Here is a 17,801-nt window from a genome sequence, read left to right as displayed (position 1 = left end):
CCTGTTTTAAACAACAGGGCTCCGTTAAAACCTGTAAAGAAGAGTCAAAAAAACATGTTTTCAATACGAAAGCTGTCTTTTTCACTCTTCAAATCATTTTTTTGTACTTTTGCAAAATAAATGTCATCATGGTTTCATTAACTAGCAGCACATTAATATCTAGCGTACCTGCTTACATTCAGAAGTACGCCAATTGCCATCAGCATTAATGTCAGTGATGAGCCGCCATAACTTAGGAATGGGAGCGTGATCCCTGTCACAGGGATGAGTCCAGTAACAACTGCGATATTAATCATCACTTGAATGGCAACCATTGAAATAATGCCAACTGCTAGGAAACTTCCGTATAAGTCTGGGGCTCCAAGTGCTATTCGTATGCCTCTCCATAATAGAACACTAAAGAGCAGCAAAATGAGTGATCCTCCTATAAAGCCAAGCTCTTCAGACAATATCGCAAAGATGAAGTCTGTTTGAGGCTCAGGTAAATAAAAGAATTTCTGTCTACTTTGACCGAGACCCATTCCGAACAGACCGCCTGGACCAACAGCGTATAAGGATTGAATAATTTGAAACCCACTGCCTAGTGGATCTTCCCAAGGATTTAAGTACGATGTAATTCGTTTTATGCGGTAGGGCGCTGATAAGACGAGTGCTGCAAATCCGCTGAGCCCTAAAAGACCGAGAAATATAAAGTGAGCAATTCTCGCACCTGAAACAAATATCATAATAATACAGGTTCCAACCATTACCGTCCCTGTTCCCAAATCTGGCTGCAGCATTATGATGGCAAATGCAGAAAACACAATGCCTAATGCTGGTGCGAAACCTTTACGAAAGGATGTGATATTTTTTTGTTTTTCAGATAAGAATTTTGCAAGAAACGCAATCATCGCAAGCTTCATAAATTCAGAGGGCTGAATACTAAACGCACCGACACCGATCCAGCTTCTTGATCCATTTCTCTCCATACCGATACCTGGAATAAGTACAAGCAGTAAAAGGAGAAAACAAACAGCAATCAATATCTTTGACCAAGTCCGCCACGTCCAATAATCGACTCGCATAATGAAAAACATCGCGATAACTCCGATTCCGGCAAACAAAAGCTGTCTTTTTGCAAAATAAAACGAATCATCAAATTTATACGATGCCCACACAGCACTAGCGCTGTACACCATAATTAAACCAATCGTCAATAAAAGTAACGTAATGACAACAAGCAAAAAGTCCGGAGAAGTTTTCTTATTCGTCAAGAGACCGACACCCCAAGCATAATTCATTTGGGCTGTCAGTCATTATGAGAGACAAGCCCTTATTTAAGCATATGCACGGCGTTTACAAACATGTCTCCACGTTCTTCAAATGTTTTATGTTGATCCCAGCTTGCACAAGCCGGGGATAATAAAATCACGTCTTCTTCTTCAGAAATGTTAAACGCCGCAGGTACTGCTTGTTCAACATTATCGACATGTTTTACGTGATGTATTCCCAGTTCTTCACCAAGCTTCACAAACTTAGGTGCCGTCTCACCAAATGTGATGATTCCTTTTACATTTTTCATAAAAGGCTTCAATTCATCAAATTCATTACCGCGATCAAGCCCGCCGGCTAGTAAAATGGTCGGCTGCTTAAAAGCTGACAATGCTTTACTTGTTGCCAGTATATTGGTGGCTTTACTATCGTTATAGAATTTTCTGCTTTGAATTGTATCTACAAACTGGAGACGATGCTTCACTCCACTAAAAGTCGTGAGAACGTGTGCGATTGCTTCATTTGAACAGCCTGTATTTTTCACGACACATATAGCTGCCAAAATATTTTCTTGGTTATGCTCACCAGGAAGAACAACATCCTTTAAATCGATGATATGTTCATTCATGTAGTAAATTGCACCATTTTTAATATACGCACCATGTTCTACTTGCTCTTTTACCGAGAAAAATACTTTTTTTGCTTTTGAAGCTTCGGCTAGTTTTACAACTGATGGATCATCAAGGTTAATGACAGCTATGTCATCTTCAAGTTGATGTGCGTATACTTTCTGCTTTGCTTTTTCATATTCATCACGAGTGTGGTGATAGTCTAAATGTGCATCAAAAATATTTAATATTAAGCTGATTTTAGGTCTAAAATCAACTGTTCCCATTAACTGAAAAGAAGACAGCTCAGTTACAATCCACTCATCGCCAGCTGCCTTTGCAGCGACTTCGCTGGCAACTGTGCCAATATTACCTGCCACTAAAGTTTTTTGACTATCGCTTTTCAGCATTTCATAAATCAAAGTCGTGGTAGTGGTTTTTCCATTTGATCCAGTAATCCCAATAAAAGGAGCTGAGGTTAAATGATAAGCTAATTCAATTTCCGTCCAAACTGGAATTTGGCGGCGAATCGCCTCTTGAACCATCACATTTTCATATGGAATTCCTGGATTTTTAATTAAAATCGTTATTTCATTATCATCGAACATACGAAGAGGATGGCTGCCACAAATGACATCAATCCCCTTTTCAGAAAGAAGCTGAGCAGGTTCATTTTCTTCAAACGGCTTTTGGTCATTTACTATGACATTTACTCCATGCTCATGAAGAATTGAAGCTGCCGCATATCCGCTTTTTGCAAGACCTAATACTAGTACATGTTCGTTTTTTAACATTTGCATCTTATTCAATTATAACCACACCTCGATGTAAATTCCTAAAACAGCAAGTAATAAACCAGCTGTCCAGAAGGTGACAACTACTCTCCACTCAGACCAGCCAACTAATTCATAGTGGTGGTGAAGCGGACTCATCTTAAAGATTCTTTTTCCAGTTGTTTTAAAGGAGATCACTTGAAGAATAACGGATAACGTTTCGACAACAAATACTCCTCCAATAATGACAAGTAAAATTTCAAGCTTTGTTAAAATGGCAATCGCTACAATCGCTCCGCCTAAAGCAAGCGACCCTGTATCGCCCATAAATACTTTTGCAGGATGCGCGTTAAACACAAGAAACCCAAGAACGGCTCCAGCAACAGCTACTGAAAAGATCGCTACATCGTACTGTGATTGATTCCAAGCCAGTATAGCAAAGGCTCCAAAGGCAATAGCAGCGGTACCAGATAATAGACCATCCAGTCCATCCGTTAAGTTCACAGCATTTGAACCCCCGACAAGCATGAAAACGACAAGGATAAAGTAAGCCCATCCTAAATCGAAGCTGACATCTGTTCCTGGAATGCGAATCGTCGTTGCAAACTGATAATAATGGAAGACTGCATAAAAAATCACTGCGATCACAATTTGACCGATTAATTTCTGTTTCGATGTTAAACCTAGGTTTCGTTTCATCGCTACTTTAATATAATCATCTAAAAATCCTAATAGACCGTAGCCAAGCGTGACAAATAACAATAAAAACATTTCTGGACTAATCTCAGAAAATTTGTTGATCATCACAATCGTCGTAATTGTGATAGAAAAGATAATCATAATTCCGCCCATTGTCGGAGTACCTGATTTCTTTTGGTGAGACTGTGGTCCTTCTTCTCTAATACTTTGACCAAATTTAAGTCTTCTTAAAAACGGAATAAAAATCGGGGATAAAAGAACACTGATTAAAAATCCCATTATGATTGTAAACAATATCACCTGTTCAAGCATCGTTCTTTACTCCTTCCGAATTTCCAAAGCCGTTTTCCATCAGAAAATTGCATTCATTATTAAGGTATTCATTCGCGTTCTTCGTATGTTGTTTTTGTACAAAATGCTTCATTTCATTACACTCTTTTCATCATTTTAAGATTTGTTTAGATCTAAAATAGCGTCCATTGCAACCTTTGCATCATCAAAATCGTACACTTGATCGCCAACGATTTGATATGTCTCATGGCCTTTACCCGCTATTAAGACTGTATCGCCTTTTTTCGCATTGGCAATTGCAAAAAAGATGGCTTGTTTGCGATTCACAAAGCTATGATAATATGCGTCTGGCACACCATTTTCCATATCCTTTAAGATAGCTGAAGGATCTTCGCTTCTTGGGTTGTCTGATGTAAATACAGGCTCATCTGCATACTTCACAGCGATTTGGGCCATTTGAGGACGCTTTGTTTTATCACGGTCGCCGCCGCAGCCTATCACACAGAAAATTTTGCCGGCTGTTAATTCTCTACACGTTGTCAGGACATTTTCTAAGCTGTCAGGTGTATGGGCGTAATCGACGATCACAGGGAAATCTTGATCACAGTTCACAAGTTCAAATCGGCCTTTGACTCCCTCCAGCTCTTCAATAGCACTTACAATCGTTTCAAATGTTAAGCCAGATACGATCCCTACTGATACAGCTGCTAGGATGTTGTACACATTAAACTTACCGATGAGGGCAACTGTCACATTTTTGGTGCCAATTGGAGTGATTAAATCAAATTGAGTTCCCTTGGGCTTGATTTGAATATTCTTTGCCATGACATCTGCTTTTTGCTCTAAGCCATATGTCATGACTTCAGCAGCTGTCACTTTTTCATAGTAACTCGAAGCATCATCATCCGCATTTAAAATCGCATGCTTTGGCTTATCGTGATGAAAGGCACTGCCCAGCTGTGAAAACAGCAAGCTTTTCGCATGTTTATATTCTTCCATTGTGTTGTGGTAGTCAAGATGGTCCTGCGAAAGGTTTGTGAAAACGGCAATATCATAATCACATCCATGTACCCTGCCAAGATGCAGTGCGTGTGATGATACTTCCATAATGGCTGTGTCTACATCTTGATCAAGCATCTGTTTAAAGGTCTTCTGAAGTGTGACACTTTCAGGTGTCGTGTTTTTCACATCGAGAATGTCATCATTCACCTTCATATACATCGTACCGATTAAGCCTGTTTTCTTTTCGGCTTTTCTCATCATTTGTTCAATCATGTGTGTTGTGGAAGTTTTTCCGTTTGTGCCTGTGATCCCGATGAGATTCAGCTTATGAGTTGGCTGTTCGTAAAACGCATCAGCTATTCTTGCAAGAGCTCTTTGAGAGTGTTTCACAATAATGACTGGTACATCTGTTATGTTAAGAGGGTGTTCTGCTACAATCGCTGCAGCCCCGCTTTTCACCGCTTTTTCAGCATAATCGTGTCCATCTACTGTATAGCCTTTTATACAGACAAAAAGGCTTCCTTTTTTCACCTCTCTAGAATCCATTTCGATGGAAGTGATATCAGGATTTTCGTTTATTAATTCGTTGTTTTCACTTTTAAAGTATGTAAGGAGTTCTTGTAATTTCATTTCATATCAAACCTCTCAAATTCGTTCACGTGCATGTCTTGCGAAAAAAACACACAGTCTATATTTTATCGTAAAAAAAAGGATACATCCAGCGTATTCCTTAAGTTTCTCTTGGAAAAAACACACTTTAGGTTCTTTTTTTCAAACAGACCTTCTCTTTCAACAAAAAGAGGCAGCCGAATGAGTGCGGCTACCCTCTGTTCATTCTTTATTATTCATCGTTTAAGTATAATCTGATGGTGGAGCCTTCTTTGACCTTCGTCCCAGCAGCAGGTGATTGCTTCACCACTTTACTGCCAGTTCCAGAAGCATCGATCTTAAGATTAATCAGGAGGGATTCAAGGTCTGAAACAGATCCCCCTACAAGATTCGGTACTTCAATCGTTTTTGTGTCCAGCCACTGGTACTTCTTTTCAATTTGTCCTTTTCTTTTTTTCACACCCATTTCAGGCAGGCTGTCCCGCATAATATGACCCACAATTGGCGCAGCAACTGTCCCGCCAAATTGAATGGTGCCTTTCGGGTTATCTACAGCCACATATACAACGATACTTGGATCATCAGCAGGCGCAAACCCGATAAACGACACAATGTGGTTATTTTCCATGTACTTGCCGTCTTTTACCTTCTGTGCTGTCCCTGTTTTTCCGCCAACTCGATATCCTTCAACAAATGCATTTCGGCCAGTCCCTTGAGCGACTACACTTTCAAGCGCATATCTGATTTCTTTTGATGTTTCTGCTGAAATCACTTTCTTTTTGGCAATCGGCGATTGCTTTTTCACAACCTCTTTTGTAATTGGATCTATCCATTCTTTTGCAATGTACGGCGTGTAAAGTGTTCCGCCATTTACCGCTGCGGCTACGGCAGCTACTTGCTGTATCGGCGTAACAGATACACCTTGACCAAAGGCAGTTGTCGCCTGCTCTACAGGGCCAACCCGGTCCAGCGGGAACAAAATGCCTCGCCCTTCCCCTTGAAGATCAATTCCTGTTTTTTGGCCAAACCCGAAATTTTTAATATAGGAAAATAATTTATCCTTTCCTAGACGGTCGCCTAGTTCAACAAAGCCGGGGTTACAGGAGTTTTGCACCACTTCTAAAAATGACTGTGATCCGTGGCCGCCTTTTTTCCAGCACCTAAGCCTTGCACCATCTACTGTTACAGATCCGCTGTCAAAAAAATGATCGCGTTTTAAATTGACTTTTTTTTCTTCTAGTGCTGCTGCAAGTGTAATTATTTTAAACGTCGAACCTGGCTCATATGTGCTCCACACCGGTAGATTTCGGTTAAACACTTTCGAGTCAACTGATTGATAATCCGCTGGATCAAAATCCGGTCTGCTCGACATTCCAAGCACTTCACCGTTCTTCGGATTCATCGCAATTGCAATCATGCCGTCTGGGTTATATTTTGCCTGCGCGTTGTCTAATTCCCGCTCTATGATGGTTTGTACTTTCGCATCGACAGTTAACTTCATATCAAGCCCATCTTTAGGCGGTGTATAATCATCTGCTTCATCTGGCATTTTCTGCCCTTTTGCATCGGAATAGAACTTTACAGAGCCTTTTTCACCTTTCAGGTCATCATCATAATAGGCTTCAAGTCCAAGTAACCCTTGATTATCAATTCCAGCGAAGCCAAGCACATGAGAAAGAAAACTGCCGAAGGGATAGTGTCTGATGCTGTCTTCCGCGACATAAACGCCATCTAAATCAAGCTCTCTGACTTCTTTTGCTTTTTCATGAGATACTTTTCTTCCCTCTGGAGAAATTCGTTCGATCGATGTTTTCTTTGTGACGTGCTTGTACGCTTTTTCCTCTGACATATTCAGTACTGCCGCCAGTTTCTTGCTTGTTTCTGCGGGATCTTTAATTTGACGCGGAACGACCAATATAGATGGGGCACTTTTGTTCGTCGCAAGCTCTACCCCATTTCGGTCCAAAATATCTCCCCTTTCTGGTTCGAACGGGAGGTTCCGGCTCCATGAATCTTTTGCTAAGCTTGTGAGCTTCTCACCCATAATAAACTGTACATATCCTAATCTAGTATCTATGATGAAAAAAATGATCACCCCAATCAGCAGCACGAAAAGCAATCGTTTTCTCACTGTTACACTTGATACTCGCACGCCCGGTTCACTCCTTACATACATATGGCTTGTTTCCATCATATGCAGGCCCGTCCTTATATAGAACGTCTCGTCTATCCCGCTCGGCAAAAGAAAAAACCTAGCAAGTCGTTTGCTAGGTTTTGCAATTAATTCGGGCTTTTAAATGTCACAGTGACAACTTTATCTGAAATTTCCGCTCCACTTTTCACACTTTGTTTGACAGCATATCCTTGTCCCTTTGTTTCGATATGCACACCAGAAATGGATGCATATTGAAGGACTTCTCTTCTCGACCAGCCTGTCATATCAGGCATTTTGATGGTTTTTCCTGCTGTTTTCAAGAAAACTTTCTGGCTTTCAGAGAATTCAGAGCCTGCACTTGGCCACTGTCGTTTAATGGAGAGGCCGTCGCCGATGACAACAGGCGTTAAGTTTTTGTTTTTAGCTTCTGTTTCCGCCTGCTTCACTTCTAAATCTAAGAATGAAGGCATTGTTTCTTGCTTCACTTTTTGTTCGCCTGATTTTTTATCGTCTGTTTTTGTTGGTGCAATATTTAAATATAGCAGACTATTTTTCATCACTGGGTTAAAGATTTGTGCAACTGGGGCAGAGCCAGTTTCTGTGTCAGACAGCTGCGGCTGCTGTACAGCTACATAAACGAGCAGCTTTGGATCATCTTTTGGCGCCATTCCCATAAATGAAAAGACGTAATCGTTTCTTCCTTGGAGGTAACCGCCGGCACCGCCGATTTGTCCTGTTCCTGTTTTTCCAGCAACGTCAAAGCCTTTGATTTGGTAAGGCTGACCTGTTCCAATCTTCGAGGAAACAACCTCACCTAAAATGTCACGTACTTGCTTTGCTGTATCTGAAGAAATTGGCTTTCCAGCTACTGTTGGTTCGTGCTGTAAAATCGTTTTGTTTGTGTTCGGGTCTGTAATATGATCAATGACATATGGCTTCATCATCGTTCCACCGTTTGCTATCGCTGTCGCTGCTTCAATTTGTTGAATCGGTGTAATGGCAGACGCTTGACCGTAAGCTGTCGATGCTTTGTCATATTCGTATCTGTAATTGATTTTACTAGACGCTTCATTCGGCAAGTCAATACCTGTTTTGTCGTAGAAATGGAACTTCTGCAAATATTGTTCGTAGCGCGTGAAGCCTAACTTTTCTTTTGCCAGCTTTGCAAAGGCTACGTTTGACGAACGGAGAACACCTTCATGAAAGTCAATTTTCCCCCAGCCATTTCCGTTGTTGTGGTCTCTTACAAGGCCGCCGCCTACTTTATAAGTACCAGATTGATATTTATCATTGCCTTGGTAGACCCCTTCTTGGATTGCCGCAGCAAGTGTAAAGATTTTCATCGTTGAACCTGGTTCAAACGCATATGAAATGACATCATTGTTATAATTCGTAATGTCTAATTCATTTAAATTAAAGCTTGGCCGCTGTCCCATCGCGAGCACCTTTCCCGTTTTTGGGTCAACGACTGTAGCAATGATTTTCTTCGGTTTATATTTTTTAGCAACCTGCGTCATACTTTCTTCAAGGAACGCTTGGATTTTTTGATCGATGGTCAGCGTGACGTTTTTCCCATCCTTCGGAGCGACAATGTCTTCTTTACTATTTGGAAGAGCCCATCCGCTTCTGTCACTGTTATATGTCACATAGCCGTCTTTTTCTTTTAAAAATTTGTTCAGCGCCTTCTCAAGTCCCATCGCGCCTGACATGTCCTTTGTCGCCTCATCTAATCTTGCATAACCGATCAGATTTGAAGCAAACATGCCGTTTGGATAATATCGCTTCGTGTCTTTTTCAAATGCGATTCCTGGAAGCTTCAGCTTTTCAATTTTTTCCTTTGTTGAAAAACTGATGTCTTTCCCAGCTTTACCAAACTCAACTTGGAACGCATCTTTTGTATTCAGACGCTTTAAAATTTCGCTTTCGCTCATATCAATTACTTTTGACAGCTCTTTTGCTGTCTTTTCTTTGTCAACGACATGCATTGGGTGCTTTGGATCGACCGTCATTTTCTTGCTCATGATCGCAATCAGCTTATAGACAGATGTATCCTCGGCAATCACATTCCCATTTCGGTCTAAAATAGATCCTCTTTTGGCTTCAAGTGTTTTCTTCGATTGATATTGTTCATTTGCCTTTGCAGCTAACACTTGACCATCGACCGTTCCTGTAATCTGAATATAAATAAAACGTGCAAGGATGATAAAGAAAAACAGGGCGAAGCAAATACTCGCAATTGCCGCGCCTCTGTTCATCATTTTATTCTTTTTAGGCATCGCCATCTTAATCGACCTTCTTAACATCTTTCGAAATGCTTAAGCCTGCTTTTTTCGCAGCTTCAATGATTCTTTCTGGTTCACTCAGCAAGTCTTTTTCCTTTTGAAGCTCAGTAATCTTCTTCGATTCTAAAGATACTTGCTGCTCTAATTTCTGCACCTCGATATTGGCGTGATAGACAGCAAAGGCTTTAGAAATGATGAGAATAGAGCTGCACATAAGAGCCATGACAAACATGACAAGTAAGATTTTTTCACCAAGTGTGATAGAACCTCTTCTTTTAATAACAACCGATTGGCCTTGCTGCTCTGTTTGATATTGTTTTACTTCTCTTTGGTAAGCCAAATTACTCATAAGAAACCTCCTTTTTATCATCATCTATGGTGTCGTTTTACTTTTTTTCTGCAATTCGGAGCTTCGCTGAACGGGCACGGTTGTTATGTTCCAGCTCTTGTTCTGATGCAACGATTGGTTTTCTCGTGATCAGCTTCAGCTTTGGTTCAAGTCCTTCTGGAATCACTGGTAGTCCGTGCGGAAGTTCTGGAAGAGAAGACATTTCTTTAAATGTACTTTTACAAATCCGGTCTTCAAGTGAATGGAATGTAATGACAGAAATTCTCCCCTTCGGATTGAGTAACTCTATTGCTTGTTCTAGTGCTTCTTCAAAAACTTTCAATTCATCATTTACGGCAATTCGGATCGCTTGAAACACTCTTTTTGCTGGATGTCCGCCAGTTCGTCTTGCAGGTGCGGGAATTCCTTCTTTGATAATGTCGACAAGCTCCCCTGTTGTTTCAATTGGCGCTTTTTTTCTAGCTTCTTCAATTTTGCGTGCGATTTGCTTGCTGAATTTTTCTTCCCCATATTTGTAGAAAATCCGAACTAGATCTTCAAATGGCCATTCATTCACCACTTGCTTTGCCGACAATGCGGCTGTTTGATCCATTCGCATGTCAAGAGGTGCATCATGGTGATAACTAAAGCCTCTCTCTGGTGTGTCGAGCTGAGGAGATGAAACCCCAAGATCAAAAATCACACCGTCTACGCTTGTAATGCCTTGTTCATTCAGACGTTCTTTTAAATATCGGAAGTTGCTTTTTATGAAAAGAATGTTCGCTTTAGAATCCGCGAGCTTCTCTCGTGCATGATCCAGTGCAGCATCGTCTTGGTCAAATCCAATCAATGTACCTTTTTCTGATAGTTGAGATAGTAAATATGAGCTATGACCTGCTCCGCCCAGCGTGCAGTCTACATATGTACCGTCTTCTTTGACGTTTAAACCGTCAACTGTTTCTTTTAATAATACTGTCTCATGTTGAAACATGATGTTATGGTCCCACCTTTTTCAAATAGAAATGAATGTGTAGAAAGCTTGCTGCACAAGGGATTATTATATATCAAACCCAATCATGTTTTCAGCAATTTCAGCAAAAGAATCTTCTTGCTCTTCTGTATATTGTTCCCAGATCGACTTACTCCACAACTCAATTCGATTTGAAACGCCGATGACCACACATTCTTTTTCGAGTTTTGCATATTGGAGTAGGTTTGATGCGATGTTAATGCGCCCCTGCTTGTCCAGATCGCATTCAACTGCGCCGGAGAAGAAGAACCGGGTAAACGCACGTGCATCTTTTTTCGTTAGCGGCAGTGCTTTGAGTTTCTCTTCAATTAGTTTCCACTCACTCATAGGGTAGCCAAATAAACATTGATCAAGCCCTCTCGTCAGCACAAACTGTTCTCCGAGACCGTCTCTAAATTTAGCAGGGATGATCATGCGCCCTTTTGTATCAATCGTATGTTGGTATTCACCCATGAACATGATAATCAGAGCCCCACTTTCTCACCCTTACTCTCCACTATCCACCACTTCTCTCCACAAAACTTATTTTACACTGTTTCTACATAAAAAAAAACCCTGAACTAGTCAGGGTTCATTAAAACTTTATTTCAAAGTTTGACAATTTGCTGCTTGTTTTGAAATGAAAATGGCAGATTTTTGAACGTTTTGAAGAATTCTGGACCATATTTGTTTAAAAAGTACATGATATTCCAAATTCTTTCTTGCGGGGCATCTAGTGGTTTTAAGCTGTTTTCAATCCGTTCAAAATCCCGAAGGATATATCCTTCCTTCTCTTCCACACGCTGCGCCACCTTTTGATAAACAAATTGAAGCTGGTCTTCGATAAATTTGGCATTTTTATCTAGCAGCTGCTCGAAGTTTGGTTCAACCTCCAGTGCTTCTTGCCTCAATACACCGTGAACTTTCGCTAATTCACGTTTCGCATGATCAACGGCTTGAACAAAGCTGTCTGGAAGGCTTTGCTCAAAGTGAGCCTCTTTCTTTTCTTTTACTCCGCTTGTGAGCACTTCTTCTACAGAAAGTTCTCTAGCCGGCAGCTTCTTATCGATGTGCCTTTCAAGAATGGTCACGTGCAGTCTTGGAAGAACAGGTGCCATCTTCAATTTAAAATGCTCAAAGATTCCTTTCAGCTCCCCCCAATAGTTGACTTCACCGTGTCCTGCCATAAAAGCAAGTGTCGGAAGAAGGGTTTCCTGCATTAAGGGGCGCGTCACCACATTGTTGCTGAACCGTTCTGGGTGCTCCTCAATTTCCTGCAAAATCTCTTCTTTCGTCCATGTAAGCCCCACTTCTGATATAGAAAACTGGCCGTTTTCTTTTTCAATAAGGAAACGCTCCTCATCATATTCGTAAAACAGGTTCGCCTGATTGTCACCAGCTTCAATGATCGGCTGATATCCCGCTCGTTTCATGGCAGCCTGCGTTTCATTCAAACGAGCTGTGACCGCATCATTTGTCTCGACAATGTGCTTGAACAACGTACGCTCAAGTGGTTTAACGCCTAAGTCTCCTGAATTAAATAGAAGAAGTCCATCTTCTTCAAAAAGGTCGCATACAATCCATTCAAAGAAATCAGTAAACGTTTGTGATTTGCGTAAACATCGAAGAAGCTGATCAAGCAAGTCATTTGTATATGCAGATTCCTCATACGTTGAAAACACGTCACGTAGCCATTTCTCTGTTTTTTCTTGATGTAGCGGTGTTCTTTTTGCAGCAGTTTTTTTAACGTTATGTAATGGCAGCTTTTGCTTGACTGGACCTTTTTCGTCAGATGTGTAGACAAAATTAATTTCATCTACGTCATGATCCTCACCTGCTACCCAAAAGACTGGAATCACAGGAACGCCAAGCGCTGATTCTTTTTCTTTTGCGAACTGAATAATGGATATGATTTTATGTATGGTATAAAGCGGTCCTGAAAGTAGGCCTGCCTGCTGCCCTCCAACCACCATGACACTCCGCTTGTCACGGATCTTTTCAATGTTCTGACGCATCGCTGCCGATTCAAACTTTGCGTGGTATGCGCTCATATAATCTGCTAAAGCCTCGCGCGGGAAGCTCATTTCCATGAGATCGTCGTATCTCTTTTTCCATGTGTGCTCAGAATGTATATCATAATCAAAAAAAGCAGTCATCTCTTTTTTTTCTTCTATATAATCACGTATGAATAAATTCTGACTTCGGATGGAAAGTTCAGTCAATTGCATGTTTAGAACTTCCTTTCTTCAATAAATAGTTAGTTTCCCGAAAAAAGTATAGCATGTAAATGAGCTCACTCAAAAGATTTTGTTTGCTTTTTTTCCAATACTTCCAAGCTTCGATTGAAGAAAGTAAGATGTGGCGCCAGAATCTCTTGAGCTTGAGCCTTTTTTAAAAGATAGCCAACGATGGCTTTTCTTTCGGTTTCACGGCCTTTGACGATATCTTGAAGCATCGACGATTGATTGGCGGCCGTTTTCTTACAAATTGAAACGACGTGTGACCAGAGCTGCTCTTTTTCATCCAGACCTAAAATGGACAATGCTTCTTCAAATGCACATTTCATCATGTATTCATATGAAGGATTTGCAATCAATTCCCCATTTTTCACATGCAATAAAGCCGTGAGCGGGTTAATGCATACATTGACTAGCAGTTTTTCCTCCAGCACTTTTTTCCATTCATCCGTATAAATCATCTGAAAATGAGCCGGCGTTTCGTTTAAAGCATTTCTCACATCAGCTGCATCCTCAGGATGAAAAGCCCCCCACTTGATGACACCAATCCCTGTATGGTTTACCGCATGATCTGATACCTTCATCGCCCCGTGCTCTACGACACCTATATATATTGTATGCGCCGTTTTCCAGTTTTCTAAATCTAATAAGTGGGCCATGCCATTTTGTAAAAATAAGATTCGCTGACGAGGTAATGTCGATAGGTCATCAAGCACCTCTTGCAAATGATGATATTTCACCGTCACAATCAGCAGATCAAATCCTCCTGTAATTTCTGCCCTTGCCTCGGCAGACGACCAGAATGTCTCTCCTTTTACCGTTCGTTTAATTCCTGATGTTCGAATCTCCTCTGCCTGTTCTTTTCCTCTTGTCAAAACAGTGATGTCATGATGCTGTGATAAATAACTAGCACAAAGCAGACCAATCGCACCGCCGCCAATGATTCCAATGTTCAACTGCCGCACTTCCCTTTTTCTGTTTACTTCATCATATCAACCATTTTAACAGTTTCATGCCGCGATGCAAAAAGCAGATGGCGCGCCGCGATTGAATTTTTTTAATTTAAAAACTATAATAATAAGTGTAAAAACTTTTTGAGGCGGATGGGATGAAAACGCCTTCAACGACATCACTGTCAACATTATGTGTGTAAGGGGGAAGATCATATGACACAAGTAAAGCGACTTCTAATCAATTACAAAACTTTAGAGGAATTTAAACAATTTAAGGAATATGGCATACAAGAACTATCCATGCTTGAAGACCTTGAAAGTAATATGATAGAAAATGACAGCAACTCTCCATTTTACGGGATTTATTTTGGAGATAAGCTGGTTGCACGTATGAGCCTTTATCAAGTGGACGGCTCGACGACAACGTATTTTGACCACAATCATGATTATTTAGAGCTATGGAAGCTGGAAGTGCTTCCTGGGTATCAGCGTAAAGGGTACGGCGAGGCACTTGTTGATTTCGCCAAATCTTTCGGGTTGCCTATCCGAACCAATCCACGCGTCAAATCTGCCGGTTTTTGGGATAAAATGGGCTTTGAAGCGGTGAAATATGATATGGAACGCGACAAAGGTGAAAATCCACTCATCTGGGAGCCCGCCCATATTCAAAAGAATACAGGTGAATCCGCTTAATACTGATGGCAAAACGCCCCTCCTTTCTCTGTGAGGGGCGTTTTCTTATTTAGCATATTCTTTTAAGTTGATATTCTGTTTGACTCTTTCAACAATCCCAATGAGTGCCCGGTAATCTTCTTCTGTCATTTTTAATTGTCGCTTCAAGTGTTCATTTTCTTCCGTGAGCGACTTCAGTTGATGCTGTGCATCCGCTAGTTCTTCACGTAAATAAGCAGAGCCAGCAGGTTCTTTTTCAAGCTGCTCTAAAAACTGAATCACTTCTCGCAAGGTTAATTCAGTCTGATCTGAAGATGTCTTCTCTTCTATCGTTAACGTATTTTGCGGTAAACCTGAGGAATGGATCCCAATCTTTTTACGCAGTTCTTTTCGCTGTTTTTTCGCCAGCTCAATGCCTGCCTGATATTGTTTTCTGACGTATGAGTTCCATCTGAATCCACATGCTGCAGCTGTTCTTGACAATGCTTTCCCGACTTCCTCAAATGCGGAAAGCTGCGTTCCTCCATCTCGAATGTGCCTTAAGACGACTTCCGCTAAAAGTAAATCTTCATCTTGTGTCCATGCATCCTGCCTTGTAATCGTCAATTGATCATCCCCCCTGAATCTGAATACCACATCATATGCGCTTACTAGAGTAGATAGACTATTTGCAGGAGAGAAACCTAAAAAATAGACAAATAAAAAAACGCAAGGGAAGATTCCCTTACGCTTTTTTATCAAGCATTAGTTGCTTTTTACGTCTTTGCCTTTGTATGTTCCGCAAGATTTGCAGACACGATGAGAAATTTTCATTTCACCGCATTCTGGGCAAGCTACCATACCAGGTACTTGTAGTTTGAAATGCGTACGACGCAATCTTTTTTTCATTTTAGAAGTTCTTCTAAAAGGTACAGCCATTATTCCCACCTCCTTAAAGAGTTAAGATTCATTATTTTCTTCTAAGAGCTTCTTCAAGCCTTCCAGACGCGGATCAATTCGGTTTTGATGTGCATCTTCCGAAATGACCGCCCAGTCGTTCCCTTCCTGTGGTGCAGCACCTTTTACGTCTGTTTGGTCGCAAAAGATTTGCATCGGCACTTCAAGAAGAATTTCTTCCTTGACTATAGGCGTTAAGTCGATGATATCGTCTTCTACAACAGATACGTCTTCATCTTCTATATCGTCTGTCTTATGAAGTACAAATAGTTCTTTCGTTGAAATCGCAAATGGATAATTTACATCAACAAGCGTTCTTGAACAAGGCAATGTCATTTCACCTGTGATGGTTAAATCAAATGCGACTTGCTTTGATTCGATCACTCCAGTCCCTTTCACCTCTACTGGTGAAATGCGACGTATATCTGAATGAAGGCTAGTAAGTTCATTTAAGTCAACCGTCTCATGAAAATCGAAGCTGTTTTTAGCTTTTTGATGTAACTGATAAACTGTCCATTTCAATTGTATCACCTCTAAGAGCAACAAACATGATTATAGCTTTCATCATGCTATTTGTCAATATTTTTTCTTTACAGTCCTTTGTGATGTCAGAGCGTTGTTTGACATCAGTTCACGGAATGCCTACACTGAAAAAAATGGGCTTCATTTTTCCCTTATGCTACTGTAGCATAGACCATTTAACCATAGCAAGAAAGGCGGAACATCTATTGAAAGCAACAGGAGTTGTTGTCGAGTACAATCCATTTCATTATGGACATGCCTATCATGTTCGTCAGGCGAAAACACATACCTCCTCAGATGTAGCCATTGCCGTCATGAGCGGTTCCTTCCTCCAGCGCGGAGAGCCTGCCATCGTCTCCAAATGGACACGTACTAAAATGGCATTACAAAACGGTGTAGACATCGTATGTGAGCTTCCATACATCTATGCAGTGCAAAAGGCAGAAACCTTTGCAAACGGCGCTGTGTCCATTTTAGACGCTTTAAAATGCCGCTCCCTTTTTTTCGGAAGCGAGGATGGAGATATCAAAGCATTTGAACGAACAGCTCACGCTTGGCATGAGAAAAAAGAAGAAATTGATTTTTTCACAAAAGCAAAGGTCAAAGAAGGGCTTAGTTATCCAGCTGCCTCTGCCGCTGCGTTTCAAGAGATCATTGATCCTAAACACTTACTGGATCTGTCTAAGCCCAATAACATTTTAGGCTTCCATTATGTCAAAGCGATCTTAGAGAGATCTCCTCACATAGAGCCCTTTACCTCTCAAAGAATTGCATCAGGTTATCATGATCAAGAGCTTCCTAAACATCAGAAAATCGCAAGCGCAACAAGCATCCGAAAAGCGTTAAAAGAGAATGGGTCATTTGAAACTGTCGCCTCTTATCTTCCGGAAGCTTCGCTTAAGCAATTACATGACTATTATTCTTCTTATGATCTTTTACATACACAAGAAGACTATTTCAGCTTCTTAAAACATGTGTTTCACACAATGGATACAGCAGAATTAGAAGGCATCTATGAAATTGAAGAAGGCATCGAACACCGCATGCAAAAGGCGATCACGCATGCGTCCTCCTACGAGGAATATCTATCACTTTTGAAAACAAAACGATATACGTGGACAAGGCTGCAGCGGATGAATACGCACCTTTTAATGAGGGTAAAGAAAACTGTGATGCATGAGCTGCTAAACGAGAAACACACGCCATACATTCGTTTACTTGGTATGTCAAAGAAAGGACAGCAATACTTATCACTTGTCAAAAAAGAATTGGACGTACCGCTCATCAGCAAGCTGTCTTCCTTTTCACACCCTGCCCTTGATCTTGACATTCGTGCTTCCCGCGTCTTCAGCCTTCCCATCAGCGAACCAATGCAAACAAAGTTAACAGAAGCAGAATTTAAAACCTCACCGATCCGCTATGATGAAGAGACTGGTCTCTTCCAATCTTGATAAAAAGAGCAGCCTTTGATGAA

The 17,801-nt window shown here is 40.9% G+C and carries 16 protein-coding genes; 2 read left to right on the top strand and 14 right to left on the bottom strand.

Going from position 1 to position 17,801, the window contains the following annotated elements:
- Window positions 1–152 precede the first annotated feature (152 nt).
- From spoVE to NST59_RS07360, 11 genes are all read right to left on the bottom strand, one after another.
- Window positions 153–1,253, bottom strand: coding sequence for a stage V sporulation protein E (gene spoVE, locus NST59_RS07410; protein WP_024424259.1), 1,101 nt, complete (start codon window positions 1,251–1,253; stop codon window positions 153–155).
- A 59-nt stretch (window positions 1,254–1,312) separates the two neighbouring features.
- Entirely contained in the window at window positions 1,313–2,659 is a 1,347-nt protein-coding gene (gene murD / locus NST59_RS07405) for a UDP-N-acetylmuramoyl-L-alanine--D-glutamate ligase (RefSeq protein WP_052196550.1), read from the bottom strand.
- Window positions 2,660–2,668: 9 nt separating this feature from the next.
- A complete protein-coding gene (gene mraY / locus NST59_RS07400) occupies window positions 2,669–3,643 on the bottom strand; it encodes a phospho-N-acetylmuramoyl-pentapeptide-transferase (RefSeq protein WP_003211854.1) in 975 nt (324 codons plus the stop codon).
- A gap of 135 nt (window positions 3,644–3,778) precedes the next feature.
- On the bottom strand, window positions 3,779–5,254 hold the full coding sequence (locus NST59_RS07395) for a UDP-N-acetylmuramoyl-L-alanyl-D-glutamate--2,6-diaminopimelate ligase (protein ID WP_039178333.1): 1,476 nt from the start codon (window positions 5,252–5,254) through the stop codon (window positions 3,779–3,781).
- Window positions 5,255–5,465: 211 nt separating this feature from the next.
- On the bottom strand, window positions 5,466–7,385 hold the full coding sequence (locus tag NST59_RS07390) for a stage V sporulation protein D (RefSeq protein ID WP_039178327.1): 1,920 nt from the start codon (window positions 7,383–7,385) through the stop codon (window positions 5,466–5,468).
- A gap of 128 nt (window positions 7,386–7,513) precedes the next feature.
- Complete coding sequence (locus NST59_RS07385; RefSeq protein ID WP_222126557.1) at window positions 7,514–9,664, bottom strand: penicillin-binding protein; 2,151 nt, start codon at window positions 9,662–9,664, stop codon at window positions 7,514–7,516.
- A gap of 7 nt (window positions 9,665–9,671) precedes the next feature.
- Window positions 9,672–10,019, bottom strand: coding sequence for a cell division protein FtsL (ftsL, locus tag NST59_RS07380; RefSeq protein ID WP_039178324.1), 348 nt, complete (start codon window positions 10,017–10,019; stop codon window positions 9,672–9,674).
- Between the two features lie 37 nt (window positions 10,020–10,056).
- Window positions 10,057–10,989 (bottom strand): 16S rRNA (cytosine(1402)-N(4))-methyltransferase RsmH, encoded by a 933-nt coding sequence (rsmH, locus tag NST59_RS07375; protein WP_024426925.1) that lies wholly within the window; start codon window positions 10,987–10,989, stop codon window positions 10,057–10,059.
- Between the two features lie 66 nt (window positions 10,990–11,055).
- Complete coding sequence (gene mraZ / locus NST59_RS07370; protein ID WP_003211163.1) at window positions 11,056–11,487, bottom strand: division/cell wall cluster transcriptional repressor MraZ; 432 nt, start codon at window positions 11,485–11,487, stop codon at window positions 11,056–11,058.
- Window positions 11,488–11,615: 128 nt separating this feature from the next.
- Window positions 11,616–13,235 carry a bacillithiol biosynthesis cysteine-adding enzyme BshC gene (bshC, locus tag NST59_RS07365; protein WP_106025210.1) on the bottom strand — a complete coding sequence of 540 codons (1,620 nt, stop codon included), beginning with the start codon at window positions 13,233–13,235 and terminating at the stop codon, window positions 11,616–11,618.
- A 65-nt stretch (window positions 13,236–13,300) separates the two neighbouring features.
- Window positions 13,301–14,209, bottom strand: coding sequence for a 2-dehydropantoate 2-reductase (locus NST59_RS07360; protein WP_341040549.1), 909 nt, complete (start codon window positions 14,207–14,209; stop codon window positions 13,301–13,303).
- Between the two features lie 201 nt (window positions 14,210–14,410).
- Here NST59_RS07360 and NST59_RS07355 point away from each other — a divergent pair, with 201 nt between their 5' ends.
- A complete protein-coding gene (locus NST59_RS07355; protein WP_007499784.1) occupies window positions 14,411–14,890 on the top strand; it encodes an N-acetyltransferase in 480 nt (159 codons plus the stop codon).
- A 45-nt stretch (window positions 14,891–14,935) separates the two neighbouring features.
- Here NST59_RS07355 and gerR read toward each other — a convergent pair whose 3' ends face one another.
- The 3 genes from gerR to NST59_RS07340 form a co-directional block, all read right to left on the bottom strand.
- Entirely contained in the window at window positions 14,936–15,475 is a 540-nt protein-coding gene (gene gerR, locus NST59_RS07350; protein WP_039178316.1) for a sporulation-specific transcriptional regulator GerR, read from the bottom strand.
- 138 nt (window positions 15,476–15,613) lie between these two features.
- Window positions 15,614–15,787: a 50S ribosomal protein L32 gene (gene rpmF / locus NST59_RS07345; RefSeq protein WP_008354700.1), complete on the bottom strand. Its 174-nt coding sequence runs from the start codon at window positions 15,785–15,787 to the stop codon at window positions 15,614–15,616.
- Between the two features lie 21 nt (window positions 15,788–15,808).
- Window positions 15,809–16,327: a YceD family protein gene (locus NST59_RS07340; protein WP_019743276.1), complete on the bottom strand. Its 519-nt coding sequence runs from the start codon at window positions 16,325–16,327 to the stop codon at window positions 15,809–15,811.
- A gap of 206 nt (window positions 16,328–16,533) precedes the next feature.
- On the opposite strand from NST59_RS07340, the gene NST59_RS07335 reads away from it, so the two are divergent.
- Entirely contained in the window at window positions 16,534–17,778 is a 1,245-nt protein-coding gene (locus NST59_RS07335; RefSeq protein ID WP_186319780.1) for a nucleotidyltransferase, read from the top strand.
- Window positions 17,779–17,801: the final 23 nt, after the last annotated feature.

Origin of the sequence: Bacillus sp. FSL R5-0439, from assembly GCF_038008805.1 — a bacterium.
In the GTDB taxonomy this organism is placed as follows: domain Bacteria; phylum Bacillota; class Bacilli; order Bacillales; family Bacillaceae; genus Bacillus; species Bacillus safensis.
The sequence above is the reverse complement of the archived record's forward strand: the minus strand, read 5'-3'. Positions and strand labels throughout refer to the sequence as shown.